16 protein-coding genes are annotated in these 23,980 nt (G+C 52.6%); 9 read left to right on the top strand and 7 right to left on the bottom strand.

From position 1 onward, the window contains the following. Nucleotides 1-208: 208 nt before the first annotated feature. The 4 genes from CA13_RS31205 to CA13_RS31190 all read left to right on the top strand — a co-directional run bounded on the left by CA13_RS31205 (nt 209) and on the right by CA13_RS31190 (nt 6,667). Nucleotides 209-1,267, top strand: coding sequence for a glycosyltransferase family 2 protein (locus CA13_RS31205; protein WP_419195207.1), 1,059 nt, complete (start codon nt 209-211; stop codon nt 1,265-1,267). A gap of 3 nt (nt 1,268-1,270) precedes the next feature. Next, nucleotides 1,271-2,878, top strand: coding sequence for a hypothetical protein (locus CA13_RS31200; protein WP_419195206.1), 1,608 nt, complete (start codon nt 1,271-1,273; stop codon nt 2,876-2,878). Between the two features lie 108 nt (nt 2,879-2,986). After that, on the top strand, nt 2,987-6,307 hold the full coding sequence (locus CA13_RS31195) for an AsmA-like C-terminal region-containing protein (protein WP_146404042.1): 3,321 nt from the start codon (nt 2,987-2,989) through the stop codon (nt 6,305-6,307). Nucleotides 6,308-6,346: 39 nt separating this feature from the next. Then, complete coding sequence (locus tag CA13_RS31190; RefSeq protein WP_146404041.1) at nt 6,347-6,667, top strand: hypothetical protein; 321 nt, start codon at nt 6,347-6,349, stop codon at nt 6,665-6,667. Between the two features lie 113 nt (nt 6,668-6,780). Here CA13_RS31190 and CA13_RS31185 read toward each other — a convergent pair whose 3' ends face one another. Beyond that, a complete protein-coding gene (locus tag CA13_RS31185; protein ID WP_419195319.1) occupies nt 6,781-7,926 on the bottom strand; it encodes a tRNA-uridine aminocarboxypropyltransferase in 1,146 nt (381 codons plus the stop codon). A gap of 179 nt (nt 7,927-8,105) precedes the next feature. Between CA13_RS31185 and CA13_RS31180 the strand changes: the two genes are divergently transcribed. Beyond that, on the top strand, nt 8,106-9,074 hold the full coding sequence (locus CA13_RS31180; RefSeq protein ID WP_146404039.1) for an AEC family transporter: 969 nt from the start codon (nt 8,106-8,108) through the stop codon (nt 9,072-9,074). A gap of 23 nt (nt 9,075-9,097) precedes the next feature. Continuing rightward, nucleotides 9,098-10,420 (top strand): outer membrane protein assembly factor BamB family protein, encoded by a 1,323-nt coding sequence (locus CA13_RS31175; RefSeq protein WP_419195205.1) that lies wholly within the window; start codon nt 9,098-9,100, stop codon nt 10,418-10,420. A gap of 310 nt (nt 10,421-10,730) precedes the next feature. On the opposite strand, the gene CA13_RS31170 is transcribed toward CA13_RS31175, so the two are convergent. Together CA13_RS31170 and CA13_RS31165 are read right to left on the bottom strand one after the other, a co-directional pair. Beyond that, nucleotides 10,731-10,919, bottom strand: a complete 189-nt coding sequence (locus CA13_RS31170; protein ID WP_146404037.1) for a hypothetical protein — start codon at nt 10,917-10,919, stop codon at nt 10,731-10,733. 356 nt (nt 10,920-11,275) lie between these two features. Next, nucleotides 11,276-13,012 (bottom strand): peptidylprolyl isomerase, encoded by a 1,737-nt coding sequence (locus tag CA13_RS31165; protein WP_419195318.1) that lies wholly within the window; start codon nt 13,010-13,012, stop codon nt 11,276-11,278. A 550-nt stretch (nt 13,013-13,562) separates the two neighbouring features. On the opposite strand from CA13_RS31165, the gene CA13_RS31160 reads away from it, so the two are divergent. Beyond that, nucleotides 13,563-14,000 (top strand): carbon storage regulator, encoded by a 438-nt coding sequence (locus CA13_RS31160; RefSeq protein ID WP_146404035.1) that lies wholly within the window; start codon nt 13,563-13,565, stop codon nt 13,998-14,000. Here CA13_RS31160 and CA13_RS31155 read toward each other — a convergent pair. The 3 genes from CA13_RS31155 to CA13_RS31145 all read right to left on the bottom strand — a co-directional run bounded on the left by CA13_RS31155 (nt 13,997) and on the right by CA13_RS31145 (nt 17,361). Further along, complete coding sequence (locus CA13_RS31155; RefSeq protein WP_419195204.1) at nt 13,997-16,051, bottom strand: esterase/lipase family protein; 2,055 nt, start codon at nt 16,049-16,051, stop codon at nt 13,997-13,999. The two genes, CA13_RS31160 and CA13_RS31155, sit on opposite strands and share 4 nt — an antisense overlap. 62 nt (nt 16,052-16,113) lie before the next feature. Next, nucleotides 16,114-16,938: a sugar phosphate isomerase/epimerase family protein gene (locus CA13_RS31150; protein ID WP_146404034.1), complete on the bottom strand. Its 825-nt coding sequence runs from the start codon at nt 16,936-16,938 to the stop codon at nt 16,114-16,116. A 6-nt stretch (nt 16,939-16,944) separates the two neighbouring features. Then, nucleotides 16,945-17,361: a DUF2780 domain-containing protein gene (locus CA13_RS31145; protein WP_146404033.1), complete on the bottom strand. Its 417-nt coding sequence runs from the start codon at nt 17,359-17,361 to the stop codon at nt 16,945-16,947. A 250-nt stretch (nt 17,362-17,611) separates the two neighbouring features. Between CA13_RS31145 and CA13_RS31140 the strand changes: the two genes are divergently transcribed. Then, nucleotides 17,612-17,905 carry a hypothetical protein gene (locus CA13_RS31140; RefSeq protein WP_146404032.1) on the top strand — a complete coding sequence of 98 codons (294 nt, stop codon included), beginning with the start codon at nt 17,612-17,614 and terminating at the stop codon, nt 17,903-17,905. A 1-nt stretch (nt 17,906) separates the two neighbouring features. Next, nucleotides 17,907-19,262, top strand: a complete 1,356-nt coding sequence (locus CA13_RS31135) for an RsmB/NOP family class I SAM-dependent RNA methyltransferase (protein ID WP_419195203.1) — start codon at nt 17,907-17,909, stop codon at nt 19,260-19,262. Nucleotides 19,263-19,524: 262 nt separating this feature from the next. Here the strand turns inward: CA13_RS31135 and CA13_RS31130 are convergent, their stop codons facing one another. Next, nucleotides 19,525-23,781 carry a beta strand repeat-containing protein gene (locus CA13_RS31130; RefSeq protein WP_419195202.1) on the bottom strand — a complete coding sequence of 1,419 codons (4,257 nt, stop codon included), beginning with the start codon at nt 23,779-23,781 and terminating at the stop codon, nt 19,525-19,527. Nucleotides 23,782-23,980: the final 199 nt, after the last annotated feature.

The following is a 23,980-nucleotide window of genomic DNA, read 5'->3' as shown; positions in this document are numbered from 1 at the left end:
ATGCGCGTCGGGCGATGGGTAACGAGTTACGGTTATGACGATTGTGTCGCCAATTTGGAGCGGCAAAGACACGCAATTGCGATTGCGAAATGCTCTGTGTGTAGAAAAAAAGAGAAAATCGATTACCCTAGGGCCTCCCCGAATTTCGCGAGCGAATCGTCCTTGCGACCTTGTAGTAGCAACGCATTCACGCATAGGAGTCGTTCCCTTGGCTGACTCAATCCCTCCTGCTGTTTCCTTCGTCATACCTGCAATGGACGAAAGCGACTCGCTTGCTCGGTTATATCAAGAAATCGAGAAGGTCTGTATCGCCGAAAATCTCTCTCATCAAATTGTGTTTGTTGATGATGGTTCGACGGATTCATCGTGGCAGATTATGCGGGACTTGGCGAGCGAGCATCCGGACCACTGCGTCGCGGTCAAATTGCGAAGGAACTTTGGCAAAGCCGCGGCTCTATCAGCTGGCTTCGATGTGGCCACAGGCGATATTGTGATCACGATGGACGCCGATTTGCAGGATGATCCCAAAGAAATCCCCCGCTTTTTAGAAAAAATGGATGCAGGTTTTGACGTGGTAAGCGGGTGGAAGAAGGTTCGCCATGACCCTTGGCACAAGGTATTACCCAGTCGTGTATTCAATTGGACGGTAAGTAAATTGACTGGCGTGAATCTCCATGATCACAATTGTGGGTTCAAAGCGTACCGGCGTGGCATTTTTGATGAAGTCAAGTTGTATGGCGAGTTACATCGGTTTGTGCCTGTGTTGGCTGCGAGCAAAGGATGGCGGGTTGGCGAGATCGAAGTGGAGCATCATGCTCGTGCGTTTGGTCGATCCAAGTACGGCGTATCGCGTTTGATCAAAGGTTTTTTGGACCTGATGACGATTTATTTCCTGACGGCGTTTTCAGGTCGTCCGCTCCATTTCATTGGCGGCGCAGGTTTGGTCTGTTTCGCAATGGGCGGGATCGGTATGTTTTATTTGTCGGTGATGTGGGGCATCACGCGGTTATCCGAATCGATGGAAGATTTACATTTGCATCGAACGGCGATTTTCTTTTATTGCATTTTGGCAATCCTCCTAGGATCACAGTTTTTGGTCACAGGTTTGTTAGCCGAATTGATGGTTTCGCAGTCACGCGAACGAGAGCAGCCCTACAGCATCGCAGAACGTGTCGGAAATGGGTTTCAAAGTGGACTCTTGTCGGGCGATGAGAATGATCCGCTCGCAACCGACGCATCGCACCGAAGTGGGCAGGTGGAGAATTAGCGAATGATGCACAGGGACGAACAAGCACGAGATCGGCGGTACGGTCGCTATCTCGTCCTGATCCTGGTTGGCCTTGCCATGGCCGCGGGGCGCATAGCGGTCGTAACGAGCCGAGAGGGAGATACTGCATTTTTGAGTGCGAACGATCGCAGTCGATGGGCTACCGTTGCGTCCCTTGTCGAGGACGGTAGCTATGAAATTGACGAGCTAATTGAAATCCGGGGTGCGAAAGAGAATCGACGACCTTGGTACTCGATCGACATGGTGCGTCATCGTGGTAACGATGGCAAATTACATTACTACAGTAGCAAGCCTCCATTACTGGCAACCGTTGTCGCCGGAGTTGCCAAAGGGGTCTATTTTTGTACTGGCTTGACGCTGACGAAGCAGCCGATTTATGCGACGCGGTTGATTCTGTTTTTCTTTAATATTCCCATTTTGGCGCTTTTCTTTGCTACTTCGATCGCCAACATAGAGCGATTGACTCGGAGCAATTGGTCGCGGCATTGTTTGTCGTTGGGAGTGATATTCGGAACGATGCTTTTTCCGTTCGCGATGACACTGAACAATCATCTCGTGGCCGCCGCCTTCACGTCGCTGGTGGTTTGGATTTATATGTTCGCATCGGAGAAGAATGACGAGCATGTGGGTGATGTTTCGGTGTTTGTTCCAAAGCATTGGTACGGGATCGCTGGTTTTGCGGCAGCTTTCACCGCAGCCAACGAGTTACCTGCCCTCTCAATGTGTGTTTTTTGGTTCTTCTTGTTCAGGTGGATTGATAAACGGTCTGTGTTGCCGTTCATTGGCGGTGCGGCGATCGTAGTGATTGCCTTTTTCGGAACAAATTGGATCGCGCACAAAAGTTTGCGACCCGCTTACGCTCACCGTGGCGTCGGGGCGGCAATTGAAGAACTTGGCACGATGCCCGAGCTTCCCGCGATCGAAGCGATTGCGGATGTGTTGATGTCCAACAAGATTATTTCCGGCGGCTCGAAATTGGAGCTCGAAGAATCTGACGAACCCAGTCGCTGGCTAGTGCGATCATCCGACGACCAATTGTTTGCCTTGATCCGAAACGACTCGGGTCGATGGTCTCTTTCTTACTGGGACGATTGGTATGAGTACCCCGGAAGCTACTGGAAAGAGGGGCGACGGCGGGGTGTTGATGTTGGCGAACCGTCCCGGCTTGTCTACCTTTTCAACATGTTGATCGGATCCTACGGAATTTTTTCACTAACTCCGATGTGGTTTTTGGTCCCAGGGGCGCTCTACATGGGGCTCTTCCACGGACCGCACGACTACCGTCGATACAGTATGGCGGTGATAATTGCTAGCGTCGTTTGCTTGCTGTTCTACTTGGCAAGGCCGACAATCGACCGCAATTATGGCGGCGTTAGTTGCTGTTTTCGTTGGGTTTTGTGGTTCACGCCGTTGTGGATCGCCTCGATTGCTCCGGTGGTGGACCATATGGCACAAACCTGGCGAAGACGAGGGATATTCATCGCATTGCTAGCGTTTAGTGTGTTTTCGGTCTCCACGGCACTCAATACTCCGTGGCAATCCCCATGGATCTACCAATTCTGGTCCTTTTTGGGCTGGATTGGAGGTTGATTTGCCGGCTACTATCCCAGAGTCGTTTTGCATCGAGAATTCGCTACTTCGGTAGCCCATTTTCGAAGTGAGCATGGATGCCCGCAAGTACGTAGCTTGGATTGGCGATTGTCCCAGACAACTGCTGCGCCGAATCACGAAAAAACGAGTAGGACACTCTCTCGATGGTTTTGGGCTGCGCTGATTGTGGTCGCAGGGATTATGGTGTTCAGGATGCTGGCGCCCGATACCATTGGCGAACAAGCTCGTCGTCACTTTTTGTCGAAACTAAAAGCGCACTATGCCGCCCAAGGTTTAACGGATCTTGATATTTCGATCCGACGCGGTCGCTTTGACCCAGAGGTGGGCATCATATTCGAAGGGCTGCGGATCGCCGACCGGCGTGCGGTCACAAAAACGCTCCAAGAGATGATTCGCATTGAACAAATAATTGTTTTTGCGAACGTGCATCCAGAGAAGTTGCTCGACAAGGAAGTGCCGCTGACAACCACTCGCGTCGCGCTATCGGGTATCGAGACCAACGTGACGCTTGCTGCGGATGGAACACCCTCGCTTGCCAAGTTGATGCCGCTGCCAAAGTTTGGGCCTGAGAGTCCTCGAATGGATGCATGCCGAGCAAAAGTGAACTTGTTCGATGCTCAGGGAACACGCCGAGTGCTAGCGGCGGAATTAGCTGAGTTTAGAATCGAGAATTTGTCCCAGCTTGATGGGTCGACCAATCGCACGATCTCCCTGAACGGCGTCGCTGATTTTGCAAGTTCATTTGCTGCAAAAATTGAATCGGTTAATGGTGCCAGCGATATTCGTAGCACGATTCGCGGACTTCATATTCACCGCGGACTACTCGATGCATTGCCGGCCAGTTTCCGTGAATCACTGCTTGAAGCAGGCGGATTAGATTGTGTTTGCGATGTAACGGCGTCTATGTTGCTTGTTCCCGGCCAAACTCCCAATTACCGCGTACGATCGACGATTCATGAAGGAACGTTTTCGCACCACCGGCTCTCCAAACCTGTCACGCAGGTGCAGGGTGTTGTAACCGTCGAGCCAGGTGTGGTCAAAGTCGAAGCTTCACAGGCCAACTTTGGTGAATCGATCGTTCGCGCCGATGGTGTTTTAGTCGGCGACCAATTGCCGATGGAAGTCAACCTGAATGTTGCTACGGAAGGGTTTCTACTTGACGAGTCGTTTGCGACGATGCTTACGCCCAAGTTAAGCGAAGCGTTTAACAAGCTACGCCCTCGCGGTCACATTGACGTCAACGGAATCGTCAAATGTCATGATGGTGTTTGGGATGCCAATGCCGACGTATCGTGCCGAGGCGTCGATGTAGAATATATTAAATTTCCCTATCCGGTCCGCGATGTCGTGGGCGTGATTCACGTCCGTGATGGCATTGCGTCGAGCGATACGATTACTGGACGCATTGATTCACACCGAGTGCAATGCGGATTTCGTTTGCCGATACGCCCTGGAGTTACCAACGAAAAGACTTTTGTTGTCGCCGCGGACGGTCCCGTGGCGATTGACGCGACGTTGATCAAGGCACTGACACATCGTGGCGAGACTCAATCGAAACTTGAGTCGTTTGTGCGGACGCTTCGCCCTCGAGGATCGGTGCATTTAGCCAGTGCCATGTTTGGAACCAACGCCGCGGGCCAAACGACTCGCGAGCTCGACTTGCGAATTATCGACGGCCATTTGCGCTATGAGAAGTTTGCCTATCCGCTTTACAATGTCGAAGGTAACATTCAGATCAGTGATGACTCCGTTCGATTGGTCGACTTTCGCGGGATGAGTGCGAATTCTGGGGTGGTGCTATGCAGCGGCACGTATCAAATTCCCCAACCATCCGCCGAGCCAAATCTTTTCCGAATTGCAAGCTCAGGTGGCCGTATTGAAGTGCCAGCCCAATTGTCGCTGAGGTTTCGAGCATCGACGATCCCGATGGATGATTCGCTTCGTTCGTCACTGCCACAATCAGCGCAACACATTTGGGACTCCGTCGCTCCGGGTGGCATTCTTGATGAAGCCGACGTTTCGCTCACTCAGCAAAATCGTGGTGATCCGCTTCAAATCGACTTGACCGCGCGTCAATTCAATTCCAATGGCGTCAGCAACCGGACCCTCAGTCTGCGGCCCTGCTCGCTTCCGTACCGAATCGACATTGCCGGTGGCACGGTTCACTATGATGGAAAAACGGTTCAAATTGATTCCATTCAAGGTCAACACGCTGCATCACGATTAGCCGCCGATGGCTTTTGTATTGAACGGCCCAATGGAAGATGGGAGTTGACTTTGAATTTGAAAGAGGGAAGTCGGCTCAATCCCGATGCTGAATTGATTTCGGCGCTTCCCGGTTCGATGCGCGAGGCGATGCGTCGACTGCAACTTCGTGGTCCGGTGAGTCTTCGTGGCGAGACGGTGTTGACTTTGCCAGACGTGTATCATCCCGAACCCCGTTTTCGTTGGGATGTTGCTCTGCAACTCGAAGGAAACCGGATCGCCGATGTGGGACCGGTTCACTCGATGCGAGGTGAAATCAAAGTATTGGGCAGTCGCGATGAAGAGGGTATCCGAGCGACGGGGAATGTCGAGATTGATTCGATGCACGTCAATGATTTGCAAATCACAGAGATACGAGGTCCATTCACGATCATCGACGAGCGGCTGAACTTCGGTGTGGCAGCGGACCCAAAAGCAATCACGTTGACAGCTGAAACGGGGGAAGTTCCGCAGCCCGAGCAAAGTTCGATGCAAGGTCGCGTGTTTGATGGAGCGATCGAAATGCGAGGCAATTTGTTACTTTCGACCGGTGCGTTTGATGCTGACTTCACTGTTCTTGATGCGTCGGTTCCTGTCCTTCTTGCGGACCTTGGGCACTCGGATAACGATCTGACAGGTGCACTCAGTGGAAAAGCCCGATTTTCGGGCAGCCTAGGGACGATGGATTTTCTAAAAGGAAGTGGCAATGCGGAAGTCACCGGAGCGAACGTCTATCAATTGCCATTGATCATGCAAGTTCTGAATCAATTGCGGATCAAACCGAGTGAAGATGTCGCGTTTACGGACGCTTCGGTTGATTTTACGATGTTTGGTGATTTGATCACCTTCAATGATCTGCGTTTATGGGGTGACTGGGTGGCACTGCAAGGAACGGGAACCCTCGATGGACGCCGCGATTTAGATTTGACCTTCAATACACGTGTCAGTCCCCAAAATGTCTTTACGCAAGTGGTCCGACCGCTTCGTGGCGACCGCTATACATTATGGACGATTGACGTTAAAGGCCCGGTTACCTCACCGGCAATCGAGCGACGGGCATTCGAAGGGGTTGGCGAGACGCTTGAGAGGCTTTTCCCGACGATGACCCCTCAGCCCGCACCGATAGAAAACCAAGCAAGAGGTCCCCGAAGTTGGTTTAATTGATAGACAAACCGGTCGACACACTACCGAAGGAGAATGTCGATGAATATCAACCCCAGTGCCGCGGCAGCTTCGATCGCGGGAATTTCACGTGCTGCGGCGCGAGGTGGCGATGCCGATTCGCAGGCAGCTGACGCACTTAGCAAACAAGCGATTGGTGAAAAACCCGCAGGCAAAGCCGCCGAATCAAATGCGGTTGAAGCGGGCGAGCAAACCGGTGATCGCGGAGGTGACGGTCGGCAGATGTACGACACTTTCGAACAATCGAAAGAACGCGATGAAAAACAAGAGAACGAGGCGGAGCCAAAAGTGCCGCTCAGTGCGCCACAAGAGCCACCACCACATATTGATTTTGATGCCTGAAAGGTAAGTGGTCGATGCATTGAGCGAACCTACGCTCGATCCAAATGCGTTACGTGAAAACAATCATTCGGCTAATAAATGGGGTCGATTGGAATTCGCATTGGTCAACCGGACTAGATGCATCGCAGGAACTCGACGAACGCTTCTAGGTTTGCCAATCGCAGGGAAGCCCTTGTGCCATCGCGGGGAAATGTTGCCAATTCGTTCGCGGCAATGAGTGCGTCAAGCGAGCCACCCTTGGGATGCGCGAGAGTGTTCACAGACTTCAATGTCAAGCAAGGAGCAAAATCGGCATCGGCGTTGTGGAGCAACTTCGCGGTGCTAGGATGATAGACGACCACACAGTCACTCGGTCGCAGGAACGCTTGCCATGCTTCTCGGAAGGACTCAGGTGAAATAGTTTGTTCAAGATGTTCATCTTTCAGCTTCAAGCGAGTTCGAAAGTCTTTATCGGCGAGCGATTCAGACTGGATCGTCGCTTGAAACCAATCCGCGGTGCCGAGTCGCTTTGCGGTCCAAAATACTGGCAATGGTTTCTGAGCGCGGCGTGCTCGGCCACGAACTTTGTCGCCACGTTGTTGTTCGCCGTATGCGATCACGATGCTTGTCGCATCGTCACGTAGCACTCGTGGCACATTTGATCCACCTGCGCGGCGACGTGCGTTGCTTCGCCAATTCGTCGGCGCATAGGCAAATTGTCGATCGACCATTTTTGCAAAGGCTGCTAACAATGTGTCGAGGTGTTCTGTGTCGCCTTCGAGCGATTTCAATGCCGCCACCGTCGCTTCGAGCGTCGAAAGGGCGTGCGCATTGGGTTCGCGCCGAATCCGATACTGGCCTGGTTTCGCCGGAGCTAAGCGATAGCGTGGCAACATTTGCAGTCGTGGAATATCACGCATTAAGGTTTTGGCGTGATGCCAAGTCCCATCGAGAATGATCAGTTGATCGGGGTGCTCCTCAGGCGAAAGCTCTGTCATTAACTTCGCCTGCTCGCCGGGGTACAAGATTCCGACTCGTTCAGAGAATGCCATTTTTTCTAGACGCGTCGCCAAGTCGATATTGTGTTCGCAAATTAGCTTGCATCGAGACAAGGCTTGGTTGACAATTCTGGCGGTATTGAAGGGATGAAATCGTTCGCGTCGGTGCTGCAGAATCAACACGTCAGTCCGATTGTCTATTTTGGGGATCCATTCGCAAAAACATTGGTCACCCGGACGAAAACAGCGGAAACATCGCGTCGGTGCTGCGTCGGATGACAAAGTCGATGTGTCAGGGAGCGTGTTGATTGTTTTGCCCAGAGGTGGCTTTCGGTCTAACAGGTATTTTGTCAATGTAGTCGTTTCGCATATCGTTTGCCCACCGGTAGTCGAATTGCCGATTTCGCAGTCTACTTAGGGTTGATTGTCATTTCCAAACGATTCGCTATCCGTTTCTCACCATGCTCACCGATCTTTGGCCCATCATTGCAAGTGTCCTTGGCGTATTTCTTGTCATTGGGATCGGTGCAATGTGTCGCCAGCTAGGAGTGCTTAACAGCGAAGCCGACGTTTCGCTCGCTAAACTGACGGCGAAAGTTCTGCTGCCTTCGCTGTTCGCTGACCGGATTTTGCATGGTGAGCAAATGCAGCAATTCTCGACGCTGTGGTTTCCCCCGGTGTTCGGATTTAGTTTTACCGCAGTGTCGTTCTTGATCGTGTGGGCTTTGGCAAAGCGTTTTGGTCGATACGTGGGACTGGATACCGACGCAAAACAGCGAACGTTTGCTCTTTGCGCAGGGATTTGCAACTACGGTTACATCCCCCTTCCGTTGGCGGTGCGATTCTATCCCGACGCCGTCGTTGAATTGATTCTACATAACGTTGGCGTCGATATGGCACTTTGGAGTGTGGGCATTGCAGTGATAGGTGGTGCGACGTCGTGGCAGCGTGCTGTGTTGACTCCACCGGTAATTGCAGTCGTCACCACCTCGCTGATTCGTTGGTGTGGCGTCGACCAAATGATCCCCGCTTCGTTTCATTCAGCGATTTCGATGTTGGGCGCTTGTTCGATACCGATGGGGTTGATGCTCAGCGGCGCGATCATTGTCGATTACCTTCGCGAAACACATTGGAAAGACTCTGGGCTTGTGGTGGCTGCTGCGATTGGCATTCGCCAAATTCTGCTGCCGGTTTTGATGCTTGGTGTCGCCACGCTGCTAGGGATGTGTAGCCCACTAATGACCCCTGATTTAAAATTGGTCGTAATGTTAGAGGCCGCTATGCCGGCAGCGGTCTTTCCCATTGTGATTGTTCGGCTTTACGAGCGAGATACATCGACCGCGCTACGGGTTGTGTTGTCGACATCCATGGCCGGTATCCTCTTGGTTCCCCTATGGCTTGGTATCGCAAAATGGTTTTTGGGTCTCTAACACGCTCGCTCGTTTATACGTTCGTGACGATAGTGTCTGTCGCGGTGATGGCGGACGAGCCGGCTTCTTGGACACGCTTGTTGGGAAACAACGCGGACGGAGTTGCCGTAACGGAGTGGGACTTTAACTGGACCCAGCAGCCATCCTTGCTGTGGTCGTTGCCAGTCGGCGATGGCTATGGATTGGGGGCCGTTTGGGGCAACGAATACTATCAGGCCGATGCGATCCAAAATGCCTCGGCCACCTTGTCGCGATTGCGGTGCATCGACTTGCAAACCGGATCGGTCAAAGCTGACGAATCTCGCGTGCTTTCCTATCGCGACATGTATGGCTATGAAGTTGGCCCCCGTGCGACGCCGACACTTGATGAGGATTACGTTTTCACACTTGGCGTCTCGGGCGAATTGGTTTGTCGCGATCGTCGCACGTTACAAACGCGTTGGGTCGTCAATACCAAGAAAAAATATGGTGTCATCCAGAATTTCTTTGGGGTGGGATCGTCACCGCTGCTGCTTGGCGATTGGGTGATCGTGATGGTTGGCGGCAGCCCAGCGGAATCCCAGACGCTTCCGCCTGGGCAACTCGATCGAGTGGATCCCAACGGATCATTATTGGTGGCATTTGATAAGAAGACGGGCGAAGAACGATGGAAATCGGGGAATGATCTGGCAAGTTACAGCAGTCCTCGGACGGTCGTGATCGATGGTAAGACCTTTGTCTTAGCGTTTGCTCGAAGTGGATTAGTTTGCATCGATGCCAGAGTTGGCAAAGTTGCTTGGAAATATGATCACCGTGCGGGGATTGTGGAGAGCGTCAATGCGATGATGCCTGTGGTGTTTGGTGACGAGGTGTTTGTTAGCGAGTGCTATCAAGTTGGAAGTGTGCTGTTGAAAGCATCGCCGGATAAGGCCGACGCGCTCTGGAAGGACCCGGCGAAGAATCGACGCAAACAGGCGATGCGAGTCCATTGGTCGACGCCGGTGTTGGTGAATGGGTATTTGTATGGGTGTAGTGGCCGAAATGCAGTCGACAGTGATTTTCGGTGTGTCGAGTGGTCGACGGGCGAAGTGATGTGGGTTGATGAACGACGATCGCGAAGCTCGGTAACGCGAGTTGGTGAGGCATTATTGGTGCTCGACGAATCGGGCGGCATGCAAGTGATCCGAGCAGACCCAACGAAGTTGAATGTCATTTCCGAATGGGATTTTTCCGGTGATGATGGTGGAACGGTGGCGTTAAGCTATCCCTGCTGGGCGGCACCGATTGTGGTCGGCGACAAGATGCTCATTCGCGGCGACCAGAACGTGTTGTGTTTCTCTCTTAATCCAATGGAAACTGGACCGTGAAATGCGTTCATTGCCGCGTCGATGCGAGAATGGAAAAAGTCGCCGGTCTACTTGGGCGGCTTGGCTTATTAACCAGCACGTGGCATGGCATCGCTAGGCATTGTCCTGACTGATGATGATTTGAAAATGCTCGGGGCACACAAAGAGCATTCAGAGGACGGGTCGCTGGTGAGAGATCCGCAGTGGGGGGGCGCAGAATTTGGCCGCAGCAGCGAGTGGCCATGGCAAACCCGCGCGGCCATGGAAAAATAGATTCAAACGCTTGGTTCAGGCGTTCTATTGAGCAAGAAAAACTATCGAGCAGGTCGAATTAGCGAACTTGGTTTGGGGTCGCCTTTGACTTTTTCTCGTCATGTTTTGCAACCGGCTCAGCTACTTTTTTGTGCTGAGGGGTAACGGCACAAAGTTGATGAGTGTCAATCGTTCCATTCGGACTTACCTGGAAAGTATCCTGTAAACCGTGTACCGATTGGACGGTGTAAGTAAGGAGGTTAAGCATGTTTTTATCCCTGCTGGAAGAAGCAGTGTTATGTTGCCCACACGTCTACAACGTGCACCGAAATGAGTACTAAAACTATTCGCCAATTTCGCTTGGTTTTTGATGTGAATTTGCGTATGAAAGTACGAACTGTCGCACCTCGCTGCTCGTTCTCAGGATTATTCCGATCATGGCAGCAAATTTGTGTGCTTGAAAATCGGAACACAAAGATCGCTGTGGATCGGTATCTTCCCTAAGTACAAAGTAACGGCGGGCCGTGTTTGTGTTAGGGTCGAAGAAAACCATACCATTGTTTCGACCGAAACAATGTGAAAATTTATCCTATATTTTAGATAGCGACGTTGTTTTTTTTGCGACTACTTCGCTCGCGGTTCGGATGCCCTGGCAACGTGTGGCAATTCCTTGGCGGCTACAAAAAAGTTGTCAATTTCCGCTGACGACTTCAGCTCTTCGAATTTTGCATTCATGGCTAAATTTGTTTTCGTCTCGGTCAAATCTCGAATCAATTCTGTTCTTACCGCGGCTATGTCTGTTACAACCGGTTCGGTGTAGCCTTGGCATCGCAGCACGATGTACTTGTCGCCTGTGACGACAATGCCGCTCAAGTCGCCTGGTTTCATCTCGAACGCTTCACGCTCGATCGCCAATTGGCCGCTGTGTTTTCGGATCGGTGGCACTTTGCCCATATTGCTGGCCGAAACAGGTTCAACACTGTATTGTTCAGCCAATTGACCAAAGAATTGGTCGGTCGGGTTGTCTCGAGCCATTTCCCAGACTTTCTGAGCCGTCCGTTGGTCTGAGAGGACCACGGCTAAGACTTCCACCCGGGGGCCAAATGCGGATTCGTAACCTTGTTGAATGTCTTGTTCGGTTAAGGTCACGGACTCTTCGACGAGCTTCTTCACGGCTACACTCGGCCATACCGCGTCACGAATGTATAACTCTTCGGTGGTCTTTCCATCGGACAAAATGGATTCCATCCAAGTGTTTACGTCAGGTTTTCCATCACTACGGATATACCCAAAACTGATAGCCGCTCGTTCAACTTCCTTTTGTAGGTCGGGATCGGATACTTTTTTGTTTGCTTTGCGAAGTGCTTGGGTAAGAAGTTTACGGTTGATTTCGCCTTCGAGTACTTCCTCGCCATGACGTTTGACACATTCGGCTGAGACCGATGCGATCGAAACTTGTTGTCCATTGACAATGGCAGCAACGCCTGGGTGTTGCTGCATTTTTTCGGCGTCGCCCAAGACGGTGACGACTTGAGCTTCCGTTTGCAATTGTGCGAACAATTCCGTTGCCGCACCACGCATTTTTTGGTCGCGAATACGGTCAGTGATTTGCTCGCGGATACTCGGCATTGCTTGTGGGCTGGGCGTGGATGCTCCGATACGGCGAACGGCCTGCATGAAAATCCACTGGTCGCCAAGTTGCATCACGGGCGATATTTCGTTGTCTTGTAACGCGAAAGCGGCTTCTTCAATCCGAGAATCGCCACTGTAACGGCGGATCGGCGGGATCAATCCTCCAACGCTTGCGCTTGCCTCGTCTTCGCTGTACTGTTTAGCCAATTGAGCGAAGCTAGCGGGATTCTGAGTGGCTTGTAGATGCAGTGAGTCGGCGTCCGCACGGCTTGCCATCATGATCAAGCGGCATTTGACGGCTTCACCGAATTGGGCGATGAAGGCTTGGTTGAACTCATTTTCGGACACCAACACTTTGGCGGCCACGAGCCGGCGAAGCGCCAGCATCGGCCAAATGATCTCGCGACTGTATTGATCCGGTGCAATGTCACGTTCTTCTTGTAACAATTGCAGGTAGGCGGGCATCGTGAGGCCGAATTTTTGGGCCACGCGAGCGATCTCTTCGCGGACTTCTGCGGAAGTGACTTCGATGCCCTGAAGCTTACAGGCTTGGAGAATTAAGTGGCGATTGACCATGTTTTCCAAGACATCCTCGCCGTAGCGGCGAAGTGATTCCTCGGAGAGTGTTTTGCGAGTGATTGGGTCCGCGTTGACGACCGCTACCACATCGTTTGCGTTGTCTTGAGCGGTGAGCGGTCTAGCCGATTCGGCTACACAAACACTCAGCATCACGCACACGTAAAGGCCAAAACGAAGCAGCGAGGTCATCCACTGCGTGAATCGATTGGGTTGGAAAAGCATCCCTGTTCACTCCTTTGAACCGATCATTGGGTCAATTCGCTCGCGAAAATAACGAATCCCATTCGTTTTCGCTTCCACAAGCATGGTTTATCTCGGGAAGTTTAGGGAAACCTCGAATTTGACTCAAGATCGAAATCGTGTTGACCGAAGGAGGCCCCGACGATCACGCTTTTCGACTCATTTTGCAGAACGATTCGTCGCGCAAATCGCTACCAGAGCAGTGCGTAAGCCTTTCCCAAAACTACACACGGTTTGTAATTGTTTCCGTTTTCGCGTGAATCCGAACTGCGATAAAAGAGTCCTGGGCAAATGCAAGTGCTTTAGTGTGAATGACTTACGGCGTCTTTCGCTGCGAGGGTGGGCTTCTTTGGCACGCCCTTTGCGTTAACACCGTTTTACAAGCGAGAAATAACGAACCTTTCACGCTGACGCTAATCTAACTCTTCAAAGAACACGTTTTTAGGCAAAGGAGCCTGCCATGTTGGTATTGTCACGCAAGCTTAACGAAAAGATTCAAATCGGCGACAACATCACGATCACGTTGATTCGCGTCGAAGGGGGCAAAGTGCGATTGGGGATCGATGCACCACGCGATATCCGCGTTCTACGTGCCGAACTCGAAGCGATTGATCCCGCGAGCCTTGATCCCGCGAGCCTTGATCCCGCGAGCCTTGATCCAGCGAGCCGAGAAGACGATCGCGATTCCGAGTCAGAGCTTAGCCAGATTAGCGATCGTGAAGGAGCGTTCGCTCATCCCGTGGCGATGCCATCTCGGTCGGTCAAGAAAAGCAAAGTAGTTGAAGGAGTAAACCGATTGAACAATCTCACTTCGCCTCACTTGTACAGTGCCCGCATCCGTGTCAACGATTCAGCGAAGCCGCAGGCTGGTGCCCCGCTAGCTGGATTCCTTCGCTAGTGCTGGTCGCTAATTTGGATTGGGCGAATTGCAACCCGGTCTTCGGAATCGATTTGCTGTAGATGTTCGAGCAATACGCGGCGAACTTCAAAGATTGCTTTTCCTGTCATATGCATCGTCGTATGCTCTGAATCCACGATTAGTTCACTTTCGACGTCGTCCATGTGGGCGCTCTCGAATTCGACGATACCGTCTCCTCGGCGGGTGCTGGCCGAAAAGATTCCTCGTTTGTCCACGACCCCGACGATATTATGAAATTTGATGTCCGGTGAATGCTTGGCACGAAGCATCACGGGAAAAATTGGCGATTTAGGGGCGAGCGAGTCGATCGCGTTTGCCGTCGTTAACAATTTCGTATCACGAAAGAAATTGGGGTTTTCGCGGGCTAATCGTTTTCCGGTTGAAACGAATAGCTGCGGTAGTTTGATGAATTTGCGTGCTAGCCAACGCGTGTAATCATTCGCAAAGTCGCTGCCTCGATGAGGTGTCCCGATTGTGATCACGCGGCGAATGGATTGGTTCGGCTTGAAGTACAGAGTGCTAACCAGTTTGACACGGTCTTGGTCGGCGCCACGAAGCTTTTCAGCAGGTTTATCGCTGACGATTTTCCAGAAATCATCACCGCTTTCCATGGTCTGCAATCGGCTGACCAATCCACCCATACTGTGGCCGACTAAAACCATTTGATCGATTGCGCGATCGCGGTGTCCCGCATCAAACGCATTGCGAGTTGCCAATAAATCGCTACGTAATTGTGCGGCGCTGATCCAGAACGGCTGTCCAGACGGATAGAGGTAGAACCAAAACTGATAACGCTCGCGAATTTCAGGAAAACTACGCAAATCGTTGAACATGTCCATCCATGTTAGCGGGCTTGACCAAAGACCGTGGACCATCAAAACCGGTATCCGGTCGGGATCATAGGGTTCAAGCATGTAGATTCCGCGCCGCTGTTGCGATTCATCTGGATCGAGCAACCCTTCGGTTGCTTGGTTACGTTTACGGAATTCAGGGCTATCGAGAAAGAACGCTAATGGCGTGGTCAAGTCGGTTTCAAGTGGTACCCACTGATTGGCAATCTCAACTTGGTTGGCTTGTAGAGGATCAAAAAATTCCAGCACACACGTGGGGGATTCGCCGGCACGGCCCTGTTTATGGTTCGGCGCACATCGCATCATTGCTGAAACCGCGTAGCTAAGTCCATCCGGATAAAACCGCTCGCGAGGGTCTTTATTCAATGCGGACTTTCGTACGGCGATCAGCGGTACACCGAGGCCGTAGGTGGTGTGGCGATTGTGCAGGGTTTCGATGTCGTAATCGCTCACAAATTCATAGCGGTCGAACTCTTCGGGTTTCCATTTACCGTGCATTTCCGTGCGGACAATGAATTCACGATCCGGTGTTTTGATCGTATAGGTTCTGCCGGGTTCAATGTGATGTTCGCTGCAAAGGATTCGCAGAGTGTCTTCCAATGATTCGTTGTACAAATCGGAGGCGGCACGGAATTGCGGATCAAAGGCATTGCGAGTCATGTTCAGATCTTCGCTAAACAAATAGTCATAGCTATTGGTTAGCGCAACCCCGTAATGGCTTAACGCATTGAGCAGGTCCCCCGTTCGCTCCGATTTCTTGCCCTCGACGTAAGAAAGTTCGCTAAGAGCGTAAACGAGTTCTGGATCAGGGTTCGAATTGATGGTTTGGCGAATTTGGGTAAAACACTTGTGGTGATCCGAGGAATACTGATTGTCGAGACCAAAGCGAGTGAGCGTATTCCAAGTCCGCTGGCTAACCTGCGGACCTTTGACGCCGACTAATTTCAGCGTCCTGTTGAGTGGGTTTTCGCGAACCGAGCGGTTTGACAAGTAGCGAGGTGAGGTACAACCGGCCGAGGTCGTAATGGCAAAAATGCCAGCAAAAACAGCGAGTAACACTGGTTTCTGAAAGACTTTTTCCCACGCGGTTGGAATAGTGGATGGCGCAGAACAACCGCCGTTACCCATCGAAATGGGTTCACGATCGGACTCACGACCCGGTGAAAGCGATTGCGTCATGCAGAGCGAATACAAGGTTGGGAAACTAACACCCGGACGTTAGTTTTGTTTTGTCTCCCAAGTCAACCTTGTTTTTGAGCGTTGAGCATGTTGCTCATGCTTTCGAGGACCAATCGCTCGATGCCGGGGGAGTAATCAAATACTTCCACACTGACCCAACCATCGTAGTGAACGTCGTCGAGTGCCGCGAAGATCGGTTGAAAATCGACATCGCCCATCCCGGGACCGAGCAAATTGGGGTCATTCGCGTGAAAATGAATCATCCAATCGGCGTTGGCGCGAATGACGTCAGCGATCGGCGTCGGCTCGGTGCTCATCGCTTTGACATCCAAGTGCAATCCGATTGATGGATGATCGACGATGGCTTGTAATTGGCGTGCTTCGGCCGCTGTGTTGAGAAAGTTGCCTTCTTGTGGGCCGAGCGGTTCGAGCGCGATTTTGACGCCGTGTTGGGCGAGTGACTCGGTGACACCCGAAAGGACTTCCGCAGCGTTTTGCATCGCCTGATCCATCGATTGGCCTTCGGGCACATTCCGTTGTTGAGGTGATCCGAGCACCATCACGTCGCCCCCGAGGTCGCTGCACAATTCGACCAAGTCGCATAGATAATCTCGCGTCCGAAGACGAACATCTGCGTCGTTGGTCGTTAAATGCAAGCCGTTGGTTTTTGCCAACAACCAATGCAATCCCACAACCGACAAGCCCGCTGCTTCGACGGCAGCGCGGTAATCGTTTCGCTCGGATTTTGAAAACGAGCCAATCGTGTCGGTGAGCACAAACGGGGCGACTTCCCATCCGGTGAAACCGGCCGCAGCGGCAAAGGCAAGTGCTTTGTCGAGCGGCCAATCGCCGAATGTTTCGTTGCAAATTGCATAACGTCTAGTCATCGTTTTTTAACCAATCAAGCTTTTCAGCATCGGGACTTTCGACAAAATTTGATCGAGCACATCGTCGCCAAGTTTATCTTTGAGAAATTCCAAAAGCGTACTGGCAAACCCGCCCATTTGTTCGGGTTTGAGACCAGCGGATTTGAGGGATGACCCCAATTCCATTGCTTCGCCAGCAGAGCCGCCGAGTGTTTTTGAGGCAAGTCCTGAAAGGGCGCCCATCAATCCGCTAGCAGGTTCCGAAGCGGTTTCGGCAGAAGCAGCTGCCGCATTTTCCGCACCGGGGATTGCGCCCGAGATTTGGCTAAACAAGTCGCCGCCCACTTTGTCCTTGATCATCGCCATCGCTTGGCCCGTTGCTTTGTTGGCAATGCCAGCGTCGATACCCAATTGGGCAGTTAGTTTCTGAATTAGTTCGTCCATTGCGGAGAAGCCTTTGAAAAGAAAAGTCGAAAAGAAGTGGTTGATTGAACACCTATCTTGTCCGGTTTTACAATATCGCGAAACCCGTCTGGGGTATTTTTCCGTTTTTGATGGACCATTTCACTCGCTTCTGCGTTCCCTCAAAATTTCATAGCAGACTGGGGGGGAAGATGGTCATCAGCCACTGATTTACCGTGCTGATCGGCTGCGGCGTGTTTGCGGACCGGTCGCTGGACGGTATCCTGTTTCTATGAGCACGAATCGCACTCTTCGACGACCGCCGCAATTGAGCCTAGGGGTCATGATGCTGATGATGTTGATTTTTGCATTGATCTCGGCGGGGATTCTGTACGCCTCACGTGTCGATGCGGTTCGCGACGAAATCAACATCGCTTTCGGGACTGATTTGAGTGGTTCCGGTGGTGATGGTGGTCGGTTTCCCCACATCGTCTTTATCATGTTCACATTCACTTCGCCTTTACTTTTGGCAGGCGTTCTGTCGAGTGGGATGGCATTGTTGAAATGGATGCAAGGCCGAGCGTGACGTGAGAGAGGATGAAACACCTGTGATGGCTTCGGCACGGATTGCTGAGACGCTTGGTGATTTGCGACTATCGACGGGAGAGTTGTCGTCGCTCGCCTCTGCGATCGAACAGCGATTTCATAATATTCTACGATTGCGGTCGGGTGTGGATCCATCGTCGATTCCCTTGCCGCTGGAACCGGTCGATTGGTACCGAAATGGCTACCGCAATCGAGACGCTTTGTCTCGTCCGTCGATGCAGATTGGTTACGCTGCGGGCGACTACTACCTGCAAGATGCTGGTTCGCTTTTGGCATTGGCTTGTGCGGAAGCCGATTCACCAGAATCCCTCAATGGAAAACTTGTTTGTGATTTGTGCGCTGCGCCTGGTGGTAAGGCGAGCGCGGTGGCCGAAGTGCTCGATAGTGGGTTCTTATTAGCGAACGAGCCGATTCGTTCCCGCATTCCCGCGCTACTGTATAACTTGTCGCGAACCGGTTCGGATCGCTTTGCCGTTACCGCGATGGATCCGGAAAAGTTGGCGATGAAATTGCCCGGGACATTTGATGTGGTGTTAGTCGACGCACCTTGCAGCGGGCAGGCATTGTTGGGACGGAAACGACAATCAAGCTCGGCGATCTCGGCTCACCAAATTGAACATAGTGCTGCGCGGCAACGGCGAATTCTGACAGCCGCTCGGACACTTCTTCGCGAAGGAGGTCGTTTGATTTACAGTACATGTACTTTTGCGACAGCCGAGAATGAAGATCAAGTCAATTGGATGCTCGAATCACTCGGTATGAGGCCTATGCCGGCGGAGCGTTTAACCCCGTACGCTTCGCCGATTGCTCCAGCAAGTTACCGGCTATGGCCGCATCTGCATGATTGTGCCGGCAGTTTCGCGGCATCGTTGAAGCTCGACGGTCCCGCCGAGTCGCCGCGTAAACACCGCGTCGCAAAACCATCCAAGCCCGATGCGAAATTAGAGGATTGGTTCGCAGGTGTTCCCGCCGACATCCGTTTTTTCGGTGGCGATGCGAATTTGTATGCGCTGCCAAGCGATGCACCCGATTGGGTCGAATCGGTGGCGGTTCAAGGTGCCGAGGTCGCACACCGAACCGGCAAGGTTTGGAAACCCTCGCATGCGGCATCCCTGCGTCGCAGAGGCGTTTTACAGAGCCGACAATTCATGGATATAGATGAAGACGCAGCTCGAGTCTATTTGTCGGGGCCGCCCATCCCAAGCACCCTGCGAGGGTGGGCCGTGGTTCGGTTGGCGGGGCGACCTTTGGGATGGGTGAAATGTGATGGCCGGATAGGCAAGAACCATTTGCCGACTGCTGCGCGGTGGACTGCTTCGAAAAACGCATCGAGTTAGGCGTAACGGTGGCTTCGAGCCGCCGTCTCTAATGCAGTGGGGGCTCTGAAGCATCAGCGGCAACGGAAGCTGCTGCAACGAAAAAAACGCTCAGCCTCCCCCCGGTGGCTGAGCGTTTTTACTTCTTAGTTCCTCACTAGTCGCTTTTTCACGTTCTCGCATCAAGCTCTTGGTCGCATCTCTCTCGGCCTTCCACACCGGCTCCCGATTGGTCGAGAGAGATTTTTAGTAGCGACGCGTTGCACGTGGAAAAACCTTCACCCTAGGAAGATGCCAAGAAGTCTCGTTTAGATATCGGTGCCGACAACAAGCCAAAGTTAAAGTCCTCGGCTGCGTCCGCTGCTTCGAGTCCCAACGCGGTGAAAGCATTGTCGATGTCATCGATGGTTGCATTCGCACCGGTCCCGGCTTGTTCGCCACCGTTTCGCAAATTGTTAGGTTTGTCGACCCGTTGAACTTGGTATGTCCCTGCGAACAAATTGTCGAAGACGTATTCCCCATTAGCGTCGGTCGTGTCTTGGACGCTGACTGCATTGCCAAACGCATCTGTTCCGGTCAACTCAACTGTGACGCCTGATACGGGAGTTTCGCCAGCATCGAATTGGCTGTTGTTGTTCTCGTCGACAAAGACGAATCCGTCGATGCGAGAAGTCATTGGATCGACCGTCGTCGTCGCTGTCGCGGAATTATTGGCCGTGTTTGGCTCGTTGGTCGTCGTGCTGACCGAAACGCTGTTCAATTGATCTGCGGTGACTCCGGCATTCACGGTTGCAACAATTGTGAATTGAAAGTTCTGGTCAGTCGCTAGCGAACCACCATTGACAGTAACGATTCCGCTGGATGCGGTAAGCGATTCTCCACTGGGGCCCGTACCGCGAACAAACGTCACGCCTGCGGGTAGAGTGTCAACTGCGGTCACGGCTGCGGCCGTCGATGGGCCCGAGTTGGAAACGGTGACGGTATAAGTTATCTCATCGCCCGATGCAGCGTTTGTTTGGTCGACGGTTTTGGTTACGGTCAAGTCGACGACAGGCGTGACGGTAATGTCGGCAGTGTCCGAATTATTGGTAATGTCGTTCTCACCTGTATTGGACAAATCAGGCACGCTCGCGGTATTGGTTATCAAGCCTGATGCCGTTGGATCGACGGTAAACGTCAGTGTCGCGGTGGCCGACGAACCACTATCGAGTGTGATGGCAGGGAAGTCGATTGAACTGCCGTTGACCACACCGTTTTGCCCATTCATGATCGCAGAAACAAGCGTCAGACCGGTCGGGACCGTGTCACTCAATGTGACCCCAGTGGCCGTGCTGGGGCCCTCGTTGTTGACCGTGACCGTATAGACGACGGTACTGTTAGGCGCGGGTGTGGTGTTGCTGACGGACTTGTCAACGATGATGTCAAAGTCAACGCCGACTGGTGTTTGTGCTGTCGCGGTGATCACACCGTCCGCTGGATCGGTCAATTCGGCGGTGTTGGTCAACGTCGCGGTGGTGGCTTCATCAATCACATTGGTAAGAATCGTAAAGGTTCGAACTTCGCCAACCGCAACCGTACCGAGGGTGACCGTGGCGACCTGATTTGCGGTATCGAATGCACTACTATCGCCCGTCGCGTTGTTGTTGATGGTGATCGTGTCACCCAGCACTCCCGCAGGTAAGCTGTCTGTGATGACGACATCTTGTGCATCACTGAGGCTTCCGGTGTCGTGGCGAACCGTGATGGTGTAAAGGAGTTGGTCTTGGCCGGGTACCGCAATGGTTCGTCCGGTCGCATCGCCAACGATTTCAACGCTCTTTTCGATAATTAAATCGATATCGCGAGTCACGGGATTACTGACCGTAGCCGAATCGTTCGTGGATTCACTATCGGGATCCGTCGTCGTGATATTCGCCGTGTTGGCGATCGTTCCGGTAGCAGACGCGGCGAGCGAAACGTCGATCGAAAACGACCTGGTCTCTCCACTGCTAAGTGTGCCCACGTTAAAGGTCAGGTCTTGATCGTCACCGGTGTTTCGGGTGATCCCCGATGTTCCAGCGTCAAAGCTGACAAAGGTCAAGCCCGTGGCGAGTAGATCGGACACGGCGACATTGCGAGCTTCGCTCGGGCCGTTGTTCGTGACCGTGAATTCGTACGTGAAGGTTCCACCCGCAACGACCACATCGCCGGTCTGTAATGCTTTGGTGATCGCGACATCAACTTCCCGATCAATCGTTGTTTGGACGTTTGCGGTATTATTGGCTAGATCTGGGTCGAACGAGGTTGCCGAGACGGTTGCTTCATTCGTCAACGGACTCTGAGCGTTTTCGGCAACCGTGACGTTGATGGTCACGACGGCTGGAGTGGCGCCGGCGGCCAAGTTGCCGATCACAGCGGTGAGTTCACGCGTCGTGGAGTTAAACGTCGCTGGTTGGTTGGCTGTATCGCCCGTGATCGTAGCACTGTTAAACGTCACTCCGACCGGTAACGTGTCGACAACGACAACGCCTGTTGCCAAGTCGGAGCCAGCAATGTCATTGAATACGCTAACCGTGTAGGACATCGGTGTTCCCGCCGCGATGGGCGTGGTTGGGCCCGTCTTGGTAAGTCGCAAGTCCGAGGATATTAAGTCGAATGTCTCGGGCTCGGCATTGTTGCTTAAATTCAGATCGACTTGGTCGACGGTTGCAATTTGCCCGGTATTGGTGATTGGATCGACTTGAGTGGGGCCGATATTTGCAACGATTTGGAACGTGACCGCCGCTTGATCCGCGTTGACCGTACCGAGATTGACCGACGCGTTTTGACCATTGGCGGTTGGATTTGATGCACCCGCGGGCAGATTTCGGAATTCGACAAACGTCAAGCCAGTTGGCAAAATATCGGTAAAGATCGCGTTGGTCGCGGCGACAATGTCGGTGCCGGCCGGTGTGTCATTTAGCACTGCGATGTCAAAGACAACTTGGCCGCCTGCTCGCAAATCGGATCCAGCGTCGTTGACTGTCTTGGTGATCGACAAGTCGATTTGTGGAATGACGCCGAAATCTACCGTCGTGTTGGTGTTCGGGTCGGTATCGTCGTCATCGATCGGTTCGGTATTGCTTGTCAGCGTAATGGCTTGACTGACGATACCGACGCCGGCAACGAACGTACCGTTGTCGTCCGAATTGACGTCGTCGTCTGGATCCGGTGCAGGATCGTTCCCGGTGCTGGTCGTGAAGCCAAACAAGGTCGATCCACTTGCAAAATTTGCTTCGGGAATCATGACGACATAGTCGCCGGGCGTCAGATTCGGGAAGTCATAGGTGCCTGCGACGGTCGCGGTCGTTGCGATTGGAGCGTCCGTTCCCGGCGTTTGGTCTGCACGGTATAGTTCCACGGATGTAGACGCCGTTACCAATGGTTCACCACTATCACGCACCCCATTGTTCTGAGCAACACCGGGACCATTGTCAATGAAGACTTGGCCACCGAGCGAGAGCAATTGAGTATTGGCGAGATTGACGGTTTCGAGCTCGGGGCGAACCGACTCGACGAGCGATACTTTCACATCTTGGTCAAGGATCAAGTCGATCGATTGTTCGATTGCACCAATGCTGCTGAAGTTCGCGGGCGATGTGGCACCCGTTCCCGTCGAGAAACTCGAAAATGGAATAAAAATTTCCACAGGTGCAACGTCAGCGCCTACGGGATAGTCGACCAATCGAGTGCTGAACGAATTCGCGTCCGTGTAGAGAGTCAATTCGAAGTTCGTCGGTTGTGAGGCACTATCAACGCGAGGATCTGCACTGACAAATACGATGATACCGCTCTGAGTGTCACTGGCACTAAGGTCGACCGCTCCCAAGCCCGTAGCATTGAGCGTCGTGCTGTTGTCGTCGCCATCGTATTGCAGCGTTGCGACCCCCGTACCGTTTGAACTGCCGAACGTCAATTCTCCTGTCGTTGTTTCGATACTGAGCGTGACGTTTCCGGTCGTGCCTGTGCGAGTGATAGTGACGTCGCGTTCGGAACCAAGAACGCTCGTCGATGTGACGTTGTCAACGAAGGTGACGTTTGGGGTGGCTGCATCTGCCAACAACGTCCCGGCGTTGGTTTCGCTGAATTGGTCAATTGTCTCGACCGTGACACTTCCGGTATCGATCGTCACCGGAACGGGGGTGGGCGTTACGAGCGCACCACTGGATGCTTGAACGACCAAGTAGTCGGCGGGCGCAAGATCATCAAAGCGATATTGGCCTTGGCCGTCGGTCGTTAAGGTTCCCTGTAACGTATCGGGGCTGGCTCCGGTTGTTTCCAGAATGCCATTGCTATTGTTGTCAACGTAGAGTTGAACTTGAACACCAACGAGTCGTGGGTCGTCGGCGGTTAAGCCGTCGCCCGATTGATCGGTGAAAGCGGTACCAGAAATCGCTCCGATATCGGCCGCTAGCAATTCGCGGCGGTCGAGCGTCTCAAGTCGCAGCGAGCGGTTTTGTGCTTTGCGACGCCGTGCTTGTGATCGCTTCGTAAATTGAGCAACAACTTTGTTCCAGACCATCTTCGTTGTCCTATTCGTCGTCGGCGTTTTCTTTCCCCTGGTAGCCATTACTTGCGTTTATTTTACGGAGACTTGGCAATTTGTGCCAATCAGTCGGCGTCTAGACGCAGTGGCTTGGGGCGAAAGGGGATTCATCAGTGAGGGGCGATGCAGACGGCGATTGCGCATCTGCACTATTCGAAATATCTATCGGGCGATT

Source organism: Novipirellula herctigrandis (assembly GCA_007859835.1).
Taxonomy (GTDB): Bacteria; Planctomycetota; Planctomycetia; order Pirellulales; family Pirellulaceae; genus Novipirellula_A; species Novipirellula_A herctigrandis.
The sequence above is the reverse complement of the archived record's forward strand: the minus strand, read 5'-3'. Positions and strand labels throughout refer to the sequence as shown.

Bases quoted from the DNA above. Each gene is read 5' to 3' on its own strand.
- CA13_RS31200 (WP_419195206.1), top strand. From the start codon at position 1,271: ATGATGCACAGGGACGAACAAGCACGAGATCGGCGGTACGGTCGCTAT.
- CA13_RS31190 (WP_146404041.1), top strand. From the start codon at position 6,347: ATGAATATCAACCCCAGTGCCGCGGCAGCTTCGATCGCGGGAATTTCA.
- CA13_RS31180 (WP_146404039.1), top strand. From the start codon at position 8,106: ATGCTCACCGATCTTTGGCCCATCATTGCAAGTGTCCTTGGCGTATTT.
- CA13_RS31170 (WP_146404037.1), bottom strand. From the start codon at position 10,919: ATGCTTAACCTCCTTACTTACACCGTCCAATCGGTACACGGTTTACAG.
- CA13_RS31165 (WP_419195318.1), bottom strand. From the start codon at position 13,012: ATGCTGAGTGTTTGTGTAGCCGAATCGGCTAGACCGCTCACCGCTCAA.
- CA13_RS31160 (WP_146404035.1), top strand. From the start codon at position 13,563: ATGTTGGTATTGTCACGCAAGCTTAACGAAAAGATTCAAATCGGCGAC.
- CA13_RS31155 (WP_419195204.1), bottom strand. From the start codon at position 16,051: ATGACGCAATCGCTTTCACCGGGTCGTGAGTCCGATCGTGAACCCATT.
- CA13_RS31150 (WP_146404034.1), bottom strand. From the start codon at position 16,938: ATGACTAGACGTTATGCAATTTGCAACGAAACATTCGGCGATTGGCCG.
- CA13_RS31145 (WP_146404033.1), bottom strand. From the start codon at position 17,361: ATGGACGAACTAATTCAGAAACTAACTGCCCAATTGGGTATCGACGCT.
- CA13_RS31140 (WP_146404032.1), top strand. From the start codon at position 17,612: ATGAGCACGAATCGCACTCTTCGACGACCGCCGCAATTGAGCCTAGGG.
- CA13_RS31130 (WP_419195202.1), bottom strand. From the start codon at position 23,781: ATGGTCTGGAACAAAGTTGTTGCTCAATTTACGAAGCGATCACAAGCA.